Below are 18,745 nucleotides of genomic sequence, written 5' to 3' on the forward strand. Positions count from 1 at the left end.
GGCCTTCTCACGACGTCATGCCGTGGGCCCGCCCGCGCGGCCCCGAGCCCACCTCGTGGAGCGCACCACCCGCCAGGCGGAGCGTCCGCCCCATCGCCGCCGCCAGGCGGTCGTTGTGGGTGGCAACCACGAGCGCCGCGCCGTGCTCCTGGTTGAGCTCGAGCATGAGCTGCTGGACGTCCTCGCCGGTGGCCGGGTCCAGGTTGCCGGTCGGCTCGTCGGCGAGGACGAGCCGCGGGCGCAGGACGAGGGCGCGCGCCACCGCCACGCGCTGCTGCTCGCCCCCGGAGAGCTGCCCGGGCCGGTGCGCGAGCCGCTCCCGGAGCCCGACCCGCTCGAGCAGCTCGGTCGCGCGCGCCCGGGTGGCCGCGTACGGCCGGCGGGCGATCAGGCTCGGCAGCATGACATTCTCGAGCGCCGTGAAGTCGCCCAGCAGGTGGTGGAACTGGAAGACGAAGCCGATCTCGCGGTTGCGGAAGACGGCCAGCTCGGCCTCCGAGCGCGCGAACACGTCCACGCCCTCGAAGAGGATGCGGCCCCCGGTCGGCTGATCGAGCGCCCCGAGGAGGTGGAGGAGCGTCGACTTGCCCACCCCGGACTCGCCGACGATGGCGATCCGCTCGCCGGCCTCGACCTCCACGTCGAGCCCGGTGAGAACCTGCACGATCGACGGGCCGTCCACGTAGCGCTTGTCGAGCTGAACCGCCTGCACGAGCGGGGGGAGCTGGCCGGGCATCGGGCGCTACTCATACCGGATCACCTCGACCGGGACCAGGCTCGCCGCCCGCCGGGCCGGGGAGAGGGCCGCGACGACGCAGATCGCGATCGAGACCGCCGCCACGACCGCGAAGTTGAGCGGGTCCACCCGCACCGGCAGCGTGGTCACCAGGAAGACGTCCTTCGGCAGCTCGATGAACTGGTAGCGCGCCAGGAGCCAGCAGCCGACCAGGCCGAGCAGGTTGCCGAGGACGGTGCCCGCGACCCCGATCACCGCCCCGTTCAGGATGAAGATGCGGCCGATCGACGCGCTCGAGCCGCCCATCGACTTGAGCACGGCGATGTCGCGCCGCTTCTCCTTCACCACCATGGTGAGCGTCGCCAGAATATTGAAGGCCGCGACCACCACGATCAGGCAGAGGACGATCCCGTAGACGACCTTCTCGAGCTCGAGCGCGGAGAAGAGGTTGCGGTTCACCTCCATCCAGTCGCGCGCCCGGTACGGGAAGCCGCCGAGCGCCGCCTCGATCGCGCGCGCGACGGCGCGGGCCCCGTAGACGTCCCGCACCCGGACCTCGATGCCGGTGACCGCGCCCTTCATGTCGAAGAAGCGCTGCGCGTCGGGGAGCGCCATGTAGGCGAGCGTGGTGTCGTAGTCGAACATGCCCGAGTCGAAGAGGCCGGCCACCACGAAGCGCTTGATGCGGGGCACGGGCCCCGCCGGCCCCGGCGTGCCGAGCGGCGAGATCAGGTTGACGACGTCGCCCGTGCCCACCCCGAGCTGGTGGCCGAGCTCCGCCCCGATGAGCAGCCCCGGCAGCTCGACCTTCGTCCCACCCTCCTCCGGCGGCAGCGTGATCGGGCGCGGGCTCGCGAGCGCGGCGAGCGTGCCGCTCCGGAGATGCCGCTCGAGGTCCACCACCGCCCCCGCGGCCCCGGGGTCGATGCCGCGCACCACCACCCCCGCCGCGCTCCGCCCGACCGCGAGCATCGCCTGCCCGTAGACGAAGGGCTCGGCGGCGGCCACCCCCGCCACCGCGCGCGTGCGCTCGACCAGCGACGGGTCACCCTCGAGCGGGCCGCCGTAGCTCACGACCACGATGTGCGGGTTCATGCCGAGGATCTTGTCGCGCAGGTCCTGCTCGAAGCCGGTCATCACCGCGAGCACGATGTCGAGCGTGGCCACGCCGATGGTCACGCCGAGGAGGGAGATGAGCGAGATGAGGGAGAGGAAAGTGCGCCGGCGGGCGCGCAGGTAGCGCAGCCCGACGAACAGCTCCCAGCTCACGGCGCCCCCTCCGGCCTGAGATGCGGGAAGAGGATGACCTCGCGGATCGAGGTCGCGCCGGTGAGCAGCATGACCAGGCGGTCGAGGCCGATGCCCTCCCCGGCCGTCGGCGGCATCCCGTACTCGAGCGCACGCACGTAGTCCGCGTCCATGACGTGCGCCTCGGCCCAGCCGGCAGCGCGCGCGCGGAGCTGCTGCTCGAAGCGCTCGCGCTGATCCTCGGGGTCGTTCAGCTCGGAGAAGGCGTTGGCGATCTCGTGGCGCGCCACGAAGAGCTCGAAGCGGTCGACGAAGCGCGGGTCGCGGTCGTTGCGGCGCGCGAGCGGCGAGAGCTCGACCGGGAACTGGGTGACGAAGATCGGCTGCACGAGGAGCGGCTCGACCACCGCCTCGAAGACCGCCGCGAGGAGATGGCCGGCCGTCGGCTCCGGCGGCATCGCGATGCCGCGGCTCGCCGCGCAGCGCGCCAGGAGCTCGCGGTCGTGCACGCGCTCGGCCGGCAGCGCGGCGTGCTCGCTCACCAGCTCCGCCATGGTCCGGCGCGGCCAGGGAGGTACCAGGTCGATCGTCTCGCCGCCGTAGTGGAGGGTCGTCCCGCCCGTCACCTGCTCCGCGAGCCCCACCAGCATCTCCTGGGTGAGCGCCATCAGGTCCTCGTAGGTCGCGTGGGCCTGGTAGAACTCGAGCATGGTGAACTCGGGGTTGTGGCGCGTGGACACCCCCTCGTTGCGGAAGACGCGCGAGAGCTCGAAGACACGCTCGTAGCCGCCCACGACCAGGCGCTTCAGGTACAGCTCGGGGGCGATGCGGAGGTAGAGGTCCAGGTCGAGCGCGTTGTGGTGGGTGACGAACGGGCGCGCCGCGGCCCCGCCGGCGATCGCCTGCATCATCGGGGTCTCGACCTCGAGGTAGCCGCGCGCGACGAGGAAGTCGCGCAGGTAGCGGACGGCGCGCGCGCGCACCTCGAAGATGCGGCGCGCGTCCGGGTTGACGATCAGGTCGAGGTAGCGCTGCCGGTAGCGCGTCTCCACGTCCTGGAGGCCGTGCCACTTCTCGGGCAGCGGGCGGAGCGCCTTGGCGAGCAGGCGGAGCTCCGTCGCCTCGAGCGTGAGCTCGCCGGTCCGGGTGCGGAACGGCTGTCCGGCGACGCCGATCACGTCACCCAGGTCGAGCAGGCGGTAGGTCTCGAAGCCCTCGTCCCCGAGGCGGTCGCGGCGTGCGTGCACCTGGAGCCGCCCCGCCCGGTCCTGCACCTGGAGGAAGCCCGCTCTGCCGAAGTCGCGCAGCGCCATGACGCGTCCCGCGATCGACAGCGTCCCCGTGCGGGCGAGCTCGGCCTCGCCCAGCGCGGAGAGACGCGCATGCACCTCGGCCGTCGTATGGTCAGGCCGGAAATCGTTCGGGTACGGGTCGACGCCCCGCTCCCGAAGCGCCTGGAGCTTTTTCCGCCTGACCACGATCTGCTCGTGGTCTTCGGGCATGCTGCGGACGTCTCGGACTCGAGTGTGTTTACTGGCTGAGCCGGGGGTCGGTCAAACTACTCCGGGCGCCCGTCCAGTGCTCGGACGCTGCACCTCGGCCTCAAAACAGCAGGGGCCCCGAGTGCCTTCCTTCTCTCGTCGCGACGCGGTAGGAATGGGCCGCTGGCGCCCGGGCGCCGCTGCGGGCCGAGTATGTGCGCCGGCCGAAGGAGAAGGCAACCGTGGAAGACACGCCACGTTCCATTCCCATCCCTCCGGCCGGCCGGCTCGAGGCCGTTGGCGAGACCTCGGAGACCGTCTTCACCTGGGACTACGAGGTGCGCCGGGAAGCGCTGCTCAACCTCTACGAGAAAGGCAAGCGCCTGCAGTGGAACGCCTCGACCGATATCGACTGGTCGATCGACGTCGATCCCGAGCGTTTCCCGGACTTCCTGTCGGCCGACGTCGTCAACACGCTCCTCAGCCCACCGCGGAAGCTGGAGGAGAAGGAGTTCGTCCGCCTGCGCGTGCACCAGCTCGGGTGGATGCTCTCCCAGTTCCTGCACGGCGAGCAGGGGGCGCTGCTCGCGACCGCTCAGATCGTCAACACGGTGCCGTGGCTCGAGGCCAAGTTTTACGCGGCCAGCCAGGTGATCGACGAGGCGCGTCACGTCGAGGTGTACCGCCGCTATCTGACCGAGAAACTCCCCTTCGCCTTCCCGGTCAACCCGCATCTCCACACGCTGCTCACGCAGATCATCCGCGACCCGCGTTGGGACGTGACCTACCTCGGCATGCAGATCATGGTGGAGGGGCTCGCGCTCGCGGCCTTCGGCATGATGCACTTCATGAACCCGCACGAGCATCTGTTGCAGCAGATCACGAGCGCCGTCATGCGTGACGAGGCGCGCCACGTCGCCTTCGGCGTGCTCTCGCTCGAGGATGTGTACCGCCAGATGACGGCGTCCGAGCTGCGCGAGCGCGAGGACTTCGTCATCGAGGCGGCGCACCTCATGCGGGATCGGCTCCTCATGCAGGAGGTCTGGGAGCGGCTCGGCTACGACCTCGACGTGTGGACCCGGTGGTCGATCGAGACGCCCTTCATGCAGGCCTTCCGCCAGCTGCTGTTCTCCAAGATCGTCCCGAACCTCAAGCGGCTCGGCCTCCTCACCCCGCACGTCCGGGAGGCGTTCGCCAAGATCGGGGTACTGCAGTTCGAGGACCTGCCCGACTCGACGCAGGACGAGAAGGTGACGGTGCCGCCCGCGCTCGCCGCGCTCTTCCCCCAGCTCGCCGGCCAGGCCGGGTCATGATCGCGAGCCGGTCCGGCTGCTGTCCCTACGGGCCGAAGTGCCGGATCAGCTCCGGCAGGCGGTCGAACGCCGGCCCGCGGTCGACCCAGCGCTCGCGGCCGCCCCGGCCGCGGCGCACCATGGTCACGTGTCCCAGCTCGGCCAGCCGCGAGAGGGCGTTCCCGAAGGTGATCATCGAGTTGCCCTCGGGCTTGTGCACCTCGCCGAGGAGGAGGCTGGTCTGGAACTGGCGGCGCATGCGCTGCGCGAGCCCGCTGTCCAGGATCGGCCACTCCTCGAGCGCGGCCACGGTGCGCGCCGCGACCAGGTAGGCCTCGCGGAAGTTCTCGAGGATGCCGGCGGTGGCGCGGATGAGAGGGTGGTCGAGCGCGGCCCCGTCGCCCACCACCGCGCCCACCTCGCGGTAGTACGCAAGCCAGCGCCCGATCTCGGCCGCCACCGCGTCGCGCTCCGGGAGCGGGAACTCCCAGCGGTAGAGGTCGAGCCACCAGCCGATGTGCGCGCGCAGAGCGGTGAACGGCACCTCGGCCAGGAGCGCTCGCGTGAGCAGTGAGGGGACGAGGAAGAAGTGAATCGTGTTGTTCTTGTAGAAGTCGAGGTTGACCCGCTTCGAGGTCGGTACGTGGAGGACGACGCCGCCCGAGTCCACCAGCCGCTCAACCAGCCCGCCGCCCGCGAGCCAGTTGACGCTTTCACGGAAATCCGACCGCTCGTTGCGGTCGAGTGACTCGGTGATCCGCACCCCCTTCGTGCGCAGCAGGCCGGTGAGGGCATGGGCCGCGGCGAGGAAGTCGCTCATGCGGCAGGCCGCGCGCGGCGCGCCCAGGAGCGCCGTGGCGCTCACGGCCGTGGCGCCCGCCACCGCAGCCTCGTTCACGGCGCGCAGCAGCCGGAAGCCCAGGCGCTGGATGAAGCGGTGCTTCTCCTCCTCGACCTCCTGGGCGCCGAGCCCCGCCCGGAAGCGCTCGCGGGCGGCGCCGAGAGCGGCGTTCAGCGAGATCGGGTCTGCGTAGCTCACGTAGACCGTCCCATAGCGGCGCTTGAGCACGCTGCGCGCGCGCAGGAGCGCGCCGAGCGACTCGCGCTCCTTCTCCTCGCCGGCGACCTCGCGCCCGTAGGCCTCCTCCTCCGGGATGCGCCCGTAGTGGATCGAGATGGGGACGAAGTAGAGGTCCCGCCGCACACCCTGGACGAAGGCGTTGACGATCGCGGAGAGCATGCCGAGCCGCGGGGTGAGGATCTTCCCCGTCCGCGTCCGCCCGCCCTCGATGAAGAACTCCTGCGTGTAGCCCTCGCGCATGAGGAAGGTGAGGTACTTGCGGAAGACCATCTTGTAGAGCTCGTTGTCCTCGAAGGTGCGGCGGATGAAGAAGGCGCCGGCGCCGCGGAAGAGCGGCCCCAGGGGCCAGAAGCTCAGGTTGTTGCCGGCGGCGATGTGCGGCGGCGAGAGGTAGTTCAGGTGGAAGATGTAGGTGAGGATCAGGTAGTCGAAGTGGCTGCGGTGGCACGGCACGAGCACGACCGGGTGCTCCTTGACGCACTCGATCACGTTCTCGAGGCCGACGACCTCCATTCCCCTGAAGACGCGCGGCCAGATGCGGTTGAAGACCGCCTCGAGGAGGCCGAAGTAGAGGCCGTTGAAGTCGGCGGCCATCTCGTCGAAGTAGCGGCGCGCCTCCTTCCACACCCGCCGGCGCGGCACACCGCGCTCGGCCGCGATGCGCCGCACCAGGCGGGCCAGCTCGGGATCGTGCAGCACGTGCCGGCGCACCACCCGCCGCGGCAGGAGCGGCGGCCCCCACACCAGCCGCTCCTCGCGGTAGAGGAAGATCTGGAGCGCGCGCGCCAGCCGGCGTACGACGCGCTCGTCACTCTCGCCCCGGTAGTCCTGCACGAAGCGGTCGAGGACGATCTCGCGGCCGAGCGTGAGCTGCGTCTCCTCGGCGTTCCAGAGGTAGGTGAAGAGGCGCTTCGCCTCGCCCGGGGCCTCCTGCACGCTGTAGACGAGGGTCGCGAACCGCGACTCCTTGCGGCGAAAGCCCTTGCCGCGGAAGATCGCGACCGGGACCAGGAACACCGGGCGGTCGGCCGCCGGCGTGGCGCGCACCACGTCGCGCAGGTACTGTGGGCCGAGGCGGGCGGCGGCCAGCGCCCGCCGGCGCCGCCCGGCCACCGCCTGGCTGCGCATGAAGAGGAGCACGCTCTCCCCGCGGGCCACGAGCGTCGAGCAGGCCACGTGGCCGCTGCCCGCGCGGCGCCGGCGGCGGAAGAGCCAGCCGAGCACCTCGGCGAGCGGCCGGAACGCGACCGTGGAGACGCCGGGCGCGAAGCGCGCGAGCGGCAGCTTCTCGCGCAGCAGGACGGCGTTCACCAGGAGATAGTCGAGCACCGAGCGGTAGCGCATCACGTAGATGAGCGTCCCCTGGCGGGCGAGCTGGCGGAGGTGCTCGACGGCCTCGGGTCGCACGCGCACCCGGCGGAAGAGGACGCGCACGAGGAGCCGGGCGAGCGGGCCGAAGCGCTCGAGCATGGTCGAGCGCTGCGCGGCGAGCGGCTGGGGCGCCGGCGGGGCGAGCGGCGCCAGGCGCGCCGATCCGACCGTCTCCGCCATCAGAGGTAGCGCCTCAGCCCGCGGCGGCGGAGCTCGTCGACCACCAGACGCACGTCCTGCGCGCGGTCCTTGTGGCAGACGAGGACCGCGTCGGGTGTGTCGACCACGACCAGATCCTCCACCCCGAGCACGGCGACCAGCCGCAGGGGGCTGTCGACCAGGCAGCCGCGGCTGTCGATCGAGACGGCGCGCCCGCGGAGCGCGTTGGGCCCGTTCCCGCCCGACCAGAGCGCCGCAACGGCCGCCCAGCTCCCCACGTCGCTCCAGCCGAAGCGCGCGCGCACGGTCGCCACGCGCTCGGCGCGCTCGAGGACGCCGCGGTCGATCGAGACCGCGGGCAGGCGGCGGTAGGCCGCCGCGAGCGCACGGGCGTTCGTTCCCGCCCGCTCGAGCGGTCCCACCACCTCGGGGAGGTGCACGCGGAGCGCGGCCAGGACGGCGCTCGCCCGCCACGCGAAGATGCCCGAGTTCCAGAGCACGTCGCCGCCCGCGATGAGCGCCTGGGCGCGCGCGCGCTCCGGCTTCTCGATGAACTCGGCGGCCCAGGCGCCGCGCCCGCGGGTGCCGGGCAGCGGCGCGCCCATGCGGATGTAGCCGTAGCCCGTCTCGACGTACGTCGGCGGAACGCCGATGGTGACCAGCGCCCCGCTCTGCTCCGCGACCTCGAGCGCGAGCGCGAGGTCGCGACGGAAGGCGGGCAGGTCGTCGATCACGTGGTCGGCCGGCAGCACCGCGAGCACGGCCTCGGGCGCGCGGCGGGCGACGTGCAGGGCGGCCAGGGCGATGGCCGCCGCGGTGTTGCGTCCCTCGGGCTCGACCAGCAGGGCGCCGCGCCCGAGGCGGGGCAGCTGGCGCGCGACGGCGCGCGCCTGCGCGCGCGCCGTCACCACCAGGATGCGGTCGCGCCGTATGGGTGGCGAGACGCGGGCAACCGTCTCCTGCAGCAGGCTCCGCCTCCCGCTGAGCGCGAGCAGCTGCTTCGGCATGTGGACGCGGCTGCGGGGCCAGAACCGGGTTCCCGCACCGCCCGCCATGATGATCGCCTGACGAGGAGGGTGTGGCACGTGCGCGCGCGGGCTGATCGGCCCGCGCGCCAAGATTAGGCGCCGCCTGGCGAAAAGCAAGGTTCGACCCTTGACACGCCGGGTCATAGCGGCTGTCCTCGCCGGGTGGCGGCCCTCGCGCACATCGCCATGCTGCTCGTCCTCGGCATCGTCGCGGCGAGCGCGCTCTTCAACGTGTACGCGTACAGGGGGGCGGCGCGCCACCGCCGGCGCCATCCGCCCGCGTGCGCGGCGGACGGGGAGGACCGCACTCCCTGGCCCGGCCGCGCCTGGGCCTTCGCTGTCGAGTGCGCGGCGACCGCGCTCCTCGGGCTCGCCACGCCGCTCGCCCTCCGGCGCCGGCGCGTGCGGCCGCTCGACCCCGACGATCCGCGCCCTCCGGTCGTCCTGCTGCACGGCTACGCGCAGCACGCTGCCAACTTCCTCTGGCTCGCGCGGCGGCTCGAGCGCGACGGCTGGCGGCACCTCCACCCCGTCGCCCACGCCCCCGTGGGCGGCGACATCGAGCGAAGCGCGCAGCGCCTGGGAGAGGCGATCGATCGCATCCGGCGCGCGTCGGGCGCGTCACGGGTCGACATCGTGGCGCACAGCATGGGCGGGCTGGTCGCCCGCGCGTACATCCGGACGCGCGGCGGGGCGAGCGCCGTCGGCCGGCTCATCACCCTCGGCACGCCGCATCAGGGCACGGAGGCTTTCCCCCGCTTGCGGCTCGACCCCATGGTCGTCCAGATGCGCCCCGGCTCGCCGCTCCTCGCCCGCCTCGCCGCCGACGATCCCGTGCCGCAGCTCGCCGACTGCATCTCGATCTACTCGGCCGACGATGCGGTCGTCGTCCCGCCGAGCCGGGCGTACTACCCGGGTGCGTTCAACGTCGAGGTGCGCGGGCTCGGCCACTTGTCGCTCCTCTTCTCGCGGCGCGTCTACACGCTGGTGCGCGAGAACCTCGCCGCCGAGCGCGCCCCCGCGGCCGCCACGGCCGAGGGCGGCGCCCCGTGGTCGCGCTGACGCTCAGCGTCGGGTCGGGCCCGGCCCGGCTCGATACCTTCCTCCACCGTGCGCTGCCCGAGCTGTCGCGACGGCTCGTGCGCCGGCTGATCGTCGAGGGCGCGGTGCGCCTGAACGGGCGTCCGGCCGCGAAGGGCAGCCGGGTGGTACCCGGCGACCGGGTCACGTTACCCGACCTCCCGCCGGCCATCGCGCCCGAGCCGGGGCTCGCCCTGCCCGTCCTCTACGAGGACGACGCCCTGGTCGCGCTCGACAAGCCGGGCGGCATGCCGGGCCACGCGCTCGATCCGCGCCAGCGCGGCACGGCCGCCGCCTTCCTCCTCGCGCGCTACCCGGAGATGGCGGGCGTCGGCGATCCGCTCGCGCCGGGGCTCGTGCACCGCCTCGACAGCGGCACGTCGGGGCTGCTGGTCGCCGCCCGCACGCGCGCGGCGCACCGCGCGCTCCGCGCCGCACTGCGCGCTCACGCCGTCGAGAAGCGCTACCTCGCCTGGGTCGCCGGCGATGCGAGCGCGCTCGCGGGCGCGCGCATCCCGCTCCCGCTCGCGCACGACCCGAGCGACCGCCGGCGCATGGTGCCCGCGACCGCCGGAGCACGTGCCTGGCCGGCGGAGACGCGGGTCCGGGTCGTCCGGGCGGGCCGCGAGCGGAGCCTCGTCGAGGCGACGATCCTGACCGGCGTGACGCATCAGGTGCGCGTGCACCTGGCCGCGCGCGGCCACCCGCTGCTCGGCGACGTCCTCTATGGCGGAGCGCCGGCTGGTCTCCCGCCCGGCCGCCACGCGCTCCACGCCGTGCGCATGACGCTCCCGCACCCAGCGGACGGGCGGCCGCTCACCCTGAGCGCACCCCTCCCGGCCGACTTGGCCCTCGGGGCGTAGGACTCCGAGACGGCGGTGCGCGGCGGGAGCCGCATGGAGAGCGGGACGCCGCGGCGCACCGCTCCCGGAGGGACGCTCCGAGTGCGCGCTACGCGGCGGCGGCCTTGCCGCCGCCCTTACCGCCGCGTGGCTCCTTCGCGCTGGAGCATGCGCTGCACAGGTTGTTCAGGTTGTTCGGATCCTCCACCAGCCCGTCGTCCACGTTGTGGCACACCTTCTTGCACGACGCGCAGATGAAGTAGATGCCCTCGATCGTCTTGTTGATGCGCTCGCGGTTCAGGATGCGGCCGCGCAGCTTCTCGATGCGGATGCCGAGCAGCTCCTCGTACTGGCGCTTGATCTTGCGCCGCCCGGCCTCGTCCTTGGGGAGCTCTTCCTGGCCCTCCTCGGCGTGGTTCTCGTCGGGGTCGAAGATCGTGAACGCCTTCGCCTTGCTACCCCCGCTCTTGTCACCCTTGTCACTCTTGCGCGCGCGCGCCATGGACGCTCCGGGCCTCCTTCAGCGGGTACGTTCCGTGTAGCCGCAGTTCTTGTCGCACACCCAATAGAAGCCCCGCGGGCCGAAGCCGGTGAGCTGGACGACGCGGCTCTCGGCGCCGCAGGACGGACACAGGCGCTTGCGCGTCGTATCGCCGCCCTTCTCGGCCGTCTTGGCCTTCTTGCCTTCTGCCATGCCGCAGGGCGCTGAAAAAAATGCCCGGTTGAGGAACGGTGGATCCCCCGCCGGACAGGTTTCCCGTATACGGACGTGGCCGGCCTCTGTCAAGGGCGCCGGTCGAACTTGTGTGGATCCTCTGGAACCTTGAGGGGGTGGGGGACGCGTGCTAGCGTTCATCTCTTCCCTCGCATGCGCGTTCACCTGCACCCGCAGCGTCGCACGGTCGAGATCGCGGGGCGGCGGCGGGTCGCGCAGCTGCTCCAGGAGCTCGGCATCCTGCCGGGCACGGCCATGGTGATCCGCGGCGACCTCCTGCTCACCGACGCGGAGGTGGTGGAGGACGCCGAGGAGGTGGAGATCCGCGCCGTCATCTCCGGGGGTGCGACGTGAAGTGCACGCGCTGCCGGGCGAAGGCCGAGGTCCAGCTCCGCCCCCACAACTCGGCCTTCTGCCGGCCGTGCTACCTCTTCTACTTCCGGCGCCAGGTCGAGCGCGCGATCGCCGGCGAGCGCATGTTCACGCCCGCGGAGCGCCTCGTGGTCGCGGTCTCGGGCGGCAAGGACAGCCTCGCCCTGTGGGACGTGCTCGCCGAGCTGGGCTACGACACGACCGGGCTCTACCTCGGGCTCGGCATCGGGACGTACTCGGAGCTGTCGCACGCCAAGGTCGTCGCCTTCGCCGCGCAGCGCCGCCTCCGCCTGCGCGTGGTCGCGCTCGAGGACGAGGCGGCGGGCCTCGCCGTGCCCGCCGTCGCCGCGCTCACGCGCCGCCCGCCGTGCTCCGCGTGCGGGACCATGAAGCGTCACTACTTCGACACCGCCGCGCTCGCGGGCGGCTTCGACGTGCTGGTGACGGGCCACAACCTGGACGACGAGGCGGCGCGGCTCCTGGGCAACGTGCTCCGCTGGCAGAAGGACCACCTCGCGCGCCAGCGACCGGTGCTGCCCGCCACCCATCCCAAGTTCGTGCGCAAGGTGAAGCCGCTCTACCTGGTGAGCGAGTACGAGACGGCGGTCTACGCTTTCATGCGCGGCATCGACTACATCGTCGACGAGTGTCCGAACGCCGCGGGCGCCTCCCAGCTCCTCTACAAGGACGTGCTCAACCGGCTGGAGGCCGCGAGCCCCGGCACGAAGCTCGCCTTCGTGAAGGAGTTCCTGCGCGCCGCGCAGCCGGCGTTCGCCCGGGTCGAGCGGGACGAGCCGACCGAGTGCGAGAGCTGCGGCATGCCGGCCTACGGCTCGCTGTGCGCCTTCTGCCGCCTCGTGCGCGAGGTCGGGACGAAGGCGTCCCCCGTGGTCGCGGACGCCCCCGCGTGAGCGCCGCGCCGGAGCCGGCAGCGGTCGGCGAGCGCGCCCTCCTGCGTGCGGAGGAGGCGGTCGTCCTGATCGACCGCAAGGAGCGCACCTACCTGCGCGTGCTGCGGCGCGGGCGCACCGTCTCGGTGCGGGGTGCACCGCTGCCCTGCGACGCCCTCATCGGGCTTCCCGAGGGCAGCACCGTGGAGACGGCGGGCGGCGAGCCGCTCCTCGTCCTCCGCCCCACCTACGCGCAGCTCGTCCCGAGCCTGCCCCGGCAGGCGCAGCCCATCTACCCCAAAGACGTGGGCCCGATCCTCCTCTGGGGGGGCATCGGGCCAGGCGACCACGTGATCGAGATCGGGACGGGGCCCGGCGCCCTCACCATCGCGCTCCTGCGCGCCGTCGGCCCGACCGGGCGGCTCACCTCGTACGAGGCGCGCGAGGACTTCGCGGCGCTCGCGCGCGACAACGTCGCCCGCTACCACGGCCCCGCGCCCAACTGGACCCTCCGCACCGCCGACGCCTTCGCGGGCCTTGAGGAGCGCGACGCCGATCGCCTGGTGGTCGACCTGGCCGAGCCCTGGCGCCTCCTCGATGCCGCCGCCGCGGCGCTCCGTCCCGGGGCGGTGGTGACCGCCTTCGTGCCGACCGCGCTCCAGGTGAAGCAGGCGGTCGACGGCTTCCGCCAGCACGGGTCCTTCGGCGCGGTCGAGTCGCTCGAGACGTTGGTCCGATTCTGGCATGTCCGCGAGCGGAGCGTGCGGCCGGAGCATCGCATGGTCGCGCACACCGGCTTCCTCATCTTCGCACGCCGTCTCGCGCCGGCCGCGGAGCGGTGAAGGGGCGGATCCAATTGACTCCCCGCAGACCCTAGTATAGCGTCCCCCCAGGTCGCGGGACGACGCCGGCGCGCGATGACGAAGGCGGAGATCCGCCAGAAGGTCTGGCAGACGATTCAGCGCGAGGGCGTGGCGCGATTCCCGGGAGCGCTCGGCCGCGTTCCCAACTTCGCCGGCGCCGAGCGGGCCGCGCAGCTCCTGCGCGAGATGGCGGTGTGGCGCCGCGCGCTGGTGGTGAAAGTGAACCCGGACGCGCCCCAGCTCCCGGTGCGCCGGCTCGCCCTCGCCGAGGGCAAGATCCTCTACATGGCGGTGCCGCGGCTGCGCACCGAGAAGTGCTTCGTCGAGATCGACCCGCAGCGCCTCGGCAAGAAGGCGGCGCTCGCGGCGAGCATCTCCGGCGCCTGCCGCTACGGGCGCGCCGTATCGCCGCGCGAGATGCGTCCCGTCGATCTGGTGGTGTGCGGCTCGGTCGCGGTGGGCCGCGACGGCGCGCGGCTCGGCAAGGGCGGCGGCTACTGCGACCTGGAATACGGTCTCCTCCGAGAAGAAGGCAAGGTGCGCGAGTCGACGCCCATCCTGACCACCGTCCACCCATTTCAGGTGGTCGCCGAGCGGATCAGCATGCTGCCGCACGACCTGCCCGTCGACTTCCTGGTCACCCCCACCGAGGTAGTGGCCACGCGCCCGGCGCACCCGCGCCCGCGCGGCATCTACTGGGACCTGCTCCGACCGCTCAAGATCAACGCCATCCCGCTTCTCCGCAAGCGGCTCAAGCGCGGCGGCACGGGGACCCCTTCGCCACGCCGGCTCTGAGCCCGTCGCGTTGAGCGTCCTCGACGTCGTCTGGGTCTTCTTCCTCCTCTCGGCGCTCCTGCCCATGCTGCAGCGGCGCCGCCTCGAGATGCGACGCCTCCAGTTCCTGCGTGGCTGGGAGCGACGCACCAGGCACCGGGTGATCGCCCTCATCCACCGCCAGGAGACGCTCAGCTTCATCGGCTTCCCGCTCGTGCGCTACATCGACATCCAGGACAGCGAGGAGGTGCTGCGCGCGCTCCGGCTCACGGCCGACGACATCCCGATCGACATCGTGCTCCACACGCCGGGCGGCCTCGCGCTCGCCGCCGAGCAGATCGCGCACGCGATCTCCGCCCGCAAGAGCAAGGTGACGGTGTACGTGCCGCACTACGCCATGAGCGGCGGCACCCTGATCGCGCTCGCCGCGGACGAGATCGTCATGGATCCGAACGCCGTGCTCGGCTCGCTCGATCCACAGCTCGGCCAGCACCCCGCCGCCTCGATCGTGCGCGCGGTCGAGTGGAAGACCGAGCGCAACCAGGAGGTCGACGACGAGACCGTCATCCTGGCCGACGTGGCTCGCAAGGCGATCGTGCAGCTGCGGGAGTGCGTGCGCGGCATCCTGACGCCGCGCCTCGGCCCGGAGAAGGCCGAGGAGCTGGCGACCGTCTTCACGCGCGGGGAGTGGACGCACGACCACCCGCTCGACGTCGATATGCTGCGGCGCCTCGGGCTCCCGATCAACACCGACATGCCGCACGAGATCGCGGGCTACATGCGGCTCTTCCCGCAGCCGCAGACGGGCCGCCCGTCGGTACAGTACATCCCGCTTCCCTACCGGAGCCCCGGGCCGCCGCGGTCCGCACCCCTGCCGCGCGCGCGGGGCGGCCCGGTCACGCCTTCCTAGCGTATTCTCCTCCTTCATGTTCCACCACCTCCAAGAGAACGAGAAGGAGGAGACACTGCGTGAGGTCCGGCGCGTCCTCAAACCGGGTGGCTTTTTTCACATGCTCGATTTCGGAGGAGCGGCGTCCAGCAGAAATGGCCTCTTGGCCCCCTGGCTTCACTCGAGTCATCGTCTGAGAGACAACGCCGAGGACCGAATTCTCACCCTCATGACCGAGGCTGAGCTTGCAGATCCGAGGATGGTCGGCCGCGGAGCTATGCTCTTTTTGCCCATCGCATACTACCAGGCGGTGCCGGCACCGGACGCAAACGCGACTCTCCGGCCGCATTCATGACGTCCATCGAGGAAAATCGAACCGATGCATCGCAGACCAGTGGACCGTCTACCATCCACTACACCCACAGCTCGACGCTGCGCACGATCGAGGAGATCTTCGGCGTGATCCCGATGCTGGGTGACGCGGCGAACGCCACCGCCTTGAGGGACCTGTTCGTCACCTTCCCGTAGACAGTTCGCTGGGCCCGAGCATGAGTGAAGGCTTGGGGGGGGGCGCCACAGAGACCGCCGCCGCGGCCGTCCCCTTCGACCCGCCCGGCGGCTGAGACTGCACCTCGACCTGCTCGGTGCCGACGGCGCCGCCGCAGCGGGTGCACGTCTCCAGGGGCAGGACATCAACGTGCTCATCGACGTGGCCGGGCAACCGGCCGCCACGGGCGCGGCCCGTAGGCCGGCCCGGGCTTTCGGCCAGGCCGCCGCGGGCACGGACTCGGTACCCCAGCGTCGAGAACGCCGGCCTGCCGCTTCGCGGCCGGCGCGCAGCCTCCATATCCTTCTCGTGCCGGTCGCGCTCCTCCCGGAGTCGCTCTCGCTCGCGTTCGGACCGCTCGAGCAAGAAAGGATATCTCGGGGCGCGTATCTACAACGCGGCGCGTCGCGCCAACTCACCGAATACGGACAGCGGCAGGTGTCTTCCCTGAGGAACTTGCCGGCCCGTTCCGCGTGTGCCGCGACGCGTAACCGGGGTGCCGGCACTGGATGACGTTCGGCTGCAACCTCGAGCGACCGAGGTGTGACGCACTTACCGATCCCGACGTCCCTCGCCAGAGCCAACCGCATGAGCGTTCTCCAAGAAGTGAAGAAGCCAGTCTTACAGGGGAGCAAGCCGGTCTCGAGAGGGTGATCGGCGGGGTCCCCTGTCCCGGGGTAGTCACGTGTACTGGGGATTGTACGAACTCCCGAAAGCCCACAAGAGGATGTTCTAGACACTTCGCGGACGTCGTCTAGACACTTCGCTGACATATCGGTCCCACCTCGCCGAATGTCGATGCACCCGATAGCGCCCCTGGATGGGGCGATCGAACCAGAGACCCCCCCGTGGGAAATAATCGTCGTTCCGAGGCGGGTCGGCGCCCGTGCAGGCACTCACGAAGAGCGGCCGCGCGTGGCGGGCAAGTTCCTCTTCGTGGGCAGCGAGAAGCTCTACGTGCGCGGTGTCACGTACGGCGCCTTTCGTCCGGACGAGAAAGGGAACGAGTATCACGATCTAAAGCAGATCGAATGCGACTTCGCTCAGATGGCGTCCGTCGGAATCAACACCGTCCGCATCCCCCACACGACGCCGCCCCGCGCGCTGCTCGACGCCGCGCTGCGCCACGGCCTGAGGGTCATGGTGGGGCTGTCGGCCGAGCAGTACGTGGGCTTCCTCATCGACCGGAAAGGCGCCCCGGACATCGCAGCGCTGATCCGGGCGCGGGTCCGAGGCTGCGCCGGCCATCCGGCCCTCTTGTGTTACGCCCTGGGGAACGAGATCCCGGCGTCCCTCGTACGTTGGCTCGGCCCGCGGCGCATCGCGCGGTACCTGGAGAGACTGTACCGGATCGTCAAGGAGGAGGATCCCGACGGCCTCGTCACGTACGTCAACTACCCGACCACGGAGTACCTCGAGCTGCCGTTCCTCGACCTCCTCTGCTTCAACGTCTACCTCGAGTCGCATGACCAGCTCGACGCCTACCTGGCGCGACTGCAGAACCTCGTCGGCGATCGTCCGCTCATCCTGAGCGAGATCGGGCTGGACAGCCTCCGCAACGGCGAGGATGCCCAGGCGCGCTCGCTCGACGACCAGATTCGCACCGCCTTCGCGGGGGGCTGCGCCGGGGTCTTCGTCTTCGCGTGGACCGACGAGTGGCATCGGGGCGGCGCCGACGTCGACGACTGGGCCTTCGGCCTCACGAGCGGGGACCGGCGGCCGAAGCCGGCGGTCGCCGCCGTGCGGGAAGCGTTCGCGGAGGTGCCCTTCCCGTCCGGACTTCGCTGGCCCCGCATCTCCGTCGTGGTCTGTACGTACAACGGCCGTCGCACGATCCGCGAATGCCTCGAAGGTCTGCGCAGGATCGAGTACCCGGACTACGAAGTGATCGTCGTGGACGACGGGTCGACGGACGGCACGGCGACGATCGTGGGAGAGTATCCGGTCCGCCTGATCCGCGCGCAGCACAGGGGGCTGAGCAACGCGCGGAACACGGGCCTCGCCGCGGCGACGGGCGACATCGTGGCGTACATAGACGATGACGCCTATCCCGACCCGCACTGGCTCACCTACCTCGCCGCGGCCTTCCTGCGCACGCCGCATGCCGGGGTGGGCGGTCCCAACATCCCGCCGCCCGGCGACGGACGCATCGCGGAGTGCGTCGCGAACGCACCGGGCAACCCGGTCCACGTCCTCCTCTCCGACCGCGAAGCGGAGCACATCCCCGGCTGCAACATGGCATTCCGGAAGACCTGCCTCGAAGCCATCGGCGGGTTCGATCCCCAGTTCCGCACCGCAGGCGATGACGTGGACGTGTGCTGGCGACTTCAGCGGCTGGGGTGGACGCTGGGCTTCCACCCCGCGGCCATGGTCTGGCACCACTGCCGCAACTCGGTGCGCGCGTACTGGAGGCAGCAGGTCGGCTACGGCAGGGCGGAGGCGCTGCTCGAGCGAAAATGGCCCGAGAAATACAACGGCACGGGCCACGTGACCTGGGCCGGGAGGATCTACGGGAAGGGCCTGCAGGAATCGCTGCGGTGGCGACGGGGACGGATCTATCACGGCGTCTGGGGAACGGCACCGTTTCAGCGCATGTACGAGCGCCGACCCAGTGCGCTCGGCAGCCTGCTCCTCATGCCCGAATTGTGCGTGAGTATCCCGGTCCTCGGTCTCCTGGCCGGGCTGGGACCCCTCTGGACCCCTCCATGGCTCGTCCTCGCCGTACTCGCCCTCGCAACCTCGGTGTCCGTGACCCAAGCCGCGCTGAGCGCAGCGCATGCAACGTTCTCCGGCGCGCCCCCGTCGCGCCTCGCCCGCTGCAAGCGGCGCGCTCGGACCGCCGCGCTCAACTTGATCCAGCCCCTGGCGCGCCTCTTTGGCCGGTTGGGAAACGGCTTTCACCCGTGCCTGGGTGACGGCGCCCAATGGTCGTCTCCCCGGCCGCGGTCGTGGGCGATCTGGCGGGAGCGTGGAGTGGCTCCCGAGCGGATCTTGCAGTCCACCGGCGCGGTCCTCCGATCGCTCGGTGGCCCGGTTCGCCGCGGCGGTGAATTCGACCGCTGGGACCTCGAGATCCGGGCCGGTCTCCTCGGCGTGGCCCGCTTGCTGATGGCGTGCGAGGACCACGGCGCCGGCCGACAACTCGTGCGTTTCCGGGCCTGGCCCGGGTTGTCGCTCACGGGGCTCGGGGTCGTCGTGATCTCCGCCGGCCTCTCTCTGGGAGCGACCCTCGACGGGGCATGGACGGGCGGAGTGGTCCTCGGCCTCGCCGCGTTGCTGGTCACGCTGCGGGGCGTCTTCGAGTGCGGTGCAGCCATCGGCGCCGTCGCCCGCGCGATCGAGCGAGCGGGAAGGCAGGAATCGTGAGGCCGCACGCG

16 protein-coding genes are annotated in these 18,745 nt (G+C 71.5%); 10 read left to right on the top strand and 6 right to left on the bottom strand.

The window, feature by feature from the left end:
- Positions 1-7: 7 nt before the first annotated feature.
- The 3 genes from E6J59_08575 to lysS are packed head-to-tail and all read right to left on the bottom strand — an operon-like array spanning position 8 to position 3,486.
- On the bottom strand, positions 8-736 hold the full coding sequence (locus E6J59_08575; protein ID TMB20475.1) for an ABC transporter ATP-binding protein: 729 nt from the start codon (positions 734-736) through the stop codon (positions 8-10).
- 6 nt (positions 737-742) lie between these two features.
- A complete protein-coding gene (locus E6J59_08580; GenBank protein TMB20476.1) occupies positions 743-2,005 on the bottom strand; it encodes an ABC transporter permease in 1,263 nt (420 codons plus the stop codon).
- Positions 2,002-3,486 carry a lysine--tRNA ligase gene (gene lysS, locus E6J59_08585; GenBank protein TMB20477.1) on the bottom strand — a complete coding sequence of 495 codons (1,485 nt, stop codon included), beginning with the start codon at positions 3,484-3,486 and terminating at the stop codon, positions 2,002-2,004. The genes E6J59_08580 and lysS overlap by 4 nt, the downstream gene beginning before the upstream one ends.
- A gap of 221 nt (positions 3,487-3,707) precedes the next feature.
- Between lysS and E6J59_08590 the strand changes: the two genes are divergently transcribed.
- Positions 3,708-4,778: a ferritin-like domain-containing protein gene (locus E6J59_08590; protein ID TMB20478.1), complete on the top strand. Its 1,071-nt coding sequence runs from the start codon at positions 3,708-3,710 to the stop codon at positions 4,776-4,778.
- Between the two features lie 25 nt (positions 4,779-4,803).
- On the opposite strand, the gene E6J59_08595 is transcribed toward E6J59_08590, so the two are convergent.
- Both E6J59_08595 and E6J59_08600 read right to left on the bottom strand, forming a co-directional pair.
- A complete protein-coding gene (locus E6J59_08595; protein TMB20479.1) occupies positions 4,804-7,389 on the bottom strand; it encodes a hypothetical protein in 2,586 nt (861 codons plus the stop codon).
- Positions 7,389-8,423 (bottom strand): mannose-1-phosphate guanylyltransferase, encoded by a 1,035-nt coding sequence (locus E6J59_08600; protein ID TMB20480.1) that lies wholly within the window; start codon positions 8,421-8,423, stop codon positions 7,389-7,391. Before E6J59_08600 ends, E6J59_08595 begins: the two co-directional genes overlap by 1 nt.
- Positions 8,424-8,558: 135 nt before the next feature.
- Here E6J59_08600 and E6J59_08605 point away from each other — a divergent pair, with 135 nt between their 5' ends.
- Both E6J59_08605 and E6J59_08610 read left to right on the top strand, forming a co-directional pair.
- Entirely contained in the window at positions 8,559-9,458 is a 900-nt protein-coding gene (locus E6J59_08605) for an alpha/beta fold hydrolase (GenBank protein TMB20481.1), read from the top strand.
- Entirely contained in the window at positions 9,248-10,339 is a 1,092-nt protein-coding gene (locus tag E6J59_08610) for an RluA family pseudouridine synthase (GenBank protein TMB20513.1), read from the top strand. The genes E6J59_08605 and E6J59_08610 overlap by 211 nt, the downstream gene beginning before the upstream one ends.
- Before the next feature lie 88 nt (positions 10,340-10,427).
- Here the strand turns inward: E6J59_08610 and E6J59_08615 are convergent, their stop codons facing one another.
- Positions 10,428-10,820 carry a hypothetical protein gene (locus tag E6J59_08615; GenBank protein ID TMB20482.1) on the bottom strand — a complete coding sequence of 131 codons (393 nt, stop codon included), beginning with the start codon at positions 10,818-10,820 and terminating at the stop codon, positions 10,428-10,430.
- Between the two features lie 366 nt (positions 10,821-11,186).
- Here E6J59_08615 and E6J59_08620 point away from each other — a divergent pair, with 366 nt between their 5' ends.
- The 7 genes from E6J59_08620 (at position 11,187) to E6J59_08650 (ending at position 18,734) form a co-directional block, all read left to right on the top strand.
- The gene (locus tag E6J59_08620) at positions 11,187-11,387 is read left to right on the top strand and encodes a thiamine biosynthesis protein ThiS (GenBank protein ID TMB20483.1); all 201 of its coding nucleotides are present in this window, start codon (positions 11,187-11,189) and stop codon (positions 11,385-11,387) included.
- A complete protein-coding gene (locus E6J59_08625; protein ID TMB20484.1) occupies positions 11,384-12,316 on the top strand; it encodes a TIGR00269 family protein in 933 nt (310 codons plus the stop codon). The genes E6J59_08620 and E6J59_08625 overlap by 4 nt, the downstream gene beginning before the upstream one ends.
- Positions 12,208-13,137 carry a tRNA (adenine-N1)-methyltransferase gene (locus tag E6J59_08630; protein ID TMB20485.1) on the top strand — a complete coding sequence of 310 codons (930 nt, stop codon included), beginning with the start codon at positions 12,208-12,210 and terminating at the stop codon, positions 13,135-13,137. The genes E6J59_08625 and E6J59_08630 overlap by 109 nt, the downstream gene beginning before the upstream one ends.
- A gap of 75 nt (positions 13,138-13,212) precedes the next feature.
- Positions 13,213-13,953 carry a 5-formyltetrahydrofolate cyclo-ligase gene (locus tag E6J59_08635; GenBank protein ID TMB20486.1) on the top strand — a complete coding sequence of 247 codons (741 nt, stop codon included), beginning with the start codon at positions 13,213-13,215 and terminating at the stop codon, positions 13,951-13,953.
- Positions 13,954-13,963: 10 nt separating this feature from the next.
- Positions 13,964-14,842 (top strand): hypothetical protein, encoded by an 879-nt coding sequence (locus tag E6J59_08640; protein TMB20487.1) that lies wholly within the window; start codon positions 13,964-13,966, stop codon positions 14,840-14,842.
- A 16-nt stretch (positions 14,843-14,858) separates the two neighbouring features.
- Positions 14,859-15,176, top strand: a complete 318-nt coding sequence (locus tag E6J59_08645; GenBank protein ID TMB20488.1) for a class I SAM-dependent methyltransferase — start codon at positions 14,859-14,861, stop codon at positions 15,174-15,176.
- Between the two features lie 990 nt (positions 15,177-16,166).
- Positions 16,167-18,734 (top strand): glycosyltransferase, encoded by a 2,568-nt coding sequence (locus E6J59_08650; protein TMB20514.1) that lies wholly within the window; start codon positions 16,167-16,169, stop codon positions 18,732-18,734.
- Positions 18,735-18,745: the final 11 nt, after the last annotated feature.

The sequence above is a fragment of the Deltaproteobacteria bacterium genome (assembly GCA_005879795.1).
Taxonomy (GTDB): Bacteria; Desulfobacterota; Binatia; order DP-6; family DP-6; genus DP-6.

What these genes read in the sequence shown, in the direction of transcription:
- lysS (TMB20477.1), bottom strand. Translation starts at nt 3,486, where the DNA reads ATGCCCGAAGACCACGAGCAGATCGTGGTCAGGCGGAAAAAGCTCCAG.
- E6J59_08595 (TMB20479.1), bottom strand. Translation starts at nt 7,389, where the DNA reads ATGGCGGAGACGGTCGGATCGGCGCGCCTGGCGCCGCTCGCCCCGCCG.
- E6J59_08635 (TMB20486.1), top strand. Translation starts at nt 13,213, where the DNA reads ATGACGAAGGCGGAGATCCGCCAGAAGGTCTGGCAGACGATTCAGCGC.
- E6J59_08600 (TMB20480.1), bottom strand. Translation starts at nt 8,423, where the DNA reads ATGGCGGGCGGTGCGGGAACCCGGTTCTGGCCCCGCAGCCGCGTCCAC.
- E6J59_08620 (TMB20483.1), top strand. Translation starts at nt 11,187, where the DNA reads ATGCGCGTTCACCTGCACCCGCAGCGTCGCACGGTCGAGATCGCGGGG.
- E6J59_08645 (TMB20488.1), top strand. Translation starts at nt 14,859, where the DNA reads ATGTTCCACCACCTCCAAGAGAACGAGAAGGAGGAGACACTGCGTGAG.
- E6J59_08650 (TMB20514.1), top strand. Translation starts at nt 16,167, where the DNA reads ATGCACCCGATAGCGCCCCTGGATGGGGCGATCGAACCAGAGACCCCC.
- E6J59_08615 (TMB20482.1), bottom strand. Translation starts at nt 10,820, where the DNA reads ATGGCGCGCGCGCGCAAGAGTGACAAGGGTGACAAGAGCGGGGGTAGC.
- E6J59_08575 (TMB20475.1), bottom strand. Translation starts at nt 736, where the DNA reads ATGCCCGGCCAGCTCCCCCCGCTCGTGCAGGCGGTTCAGCTCGACAAG.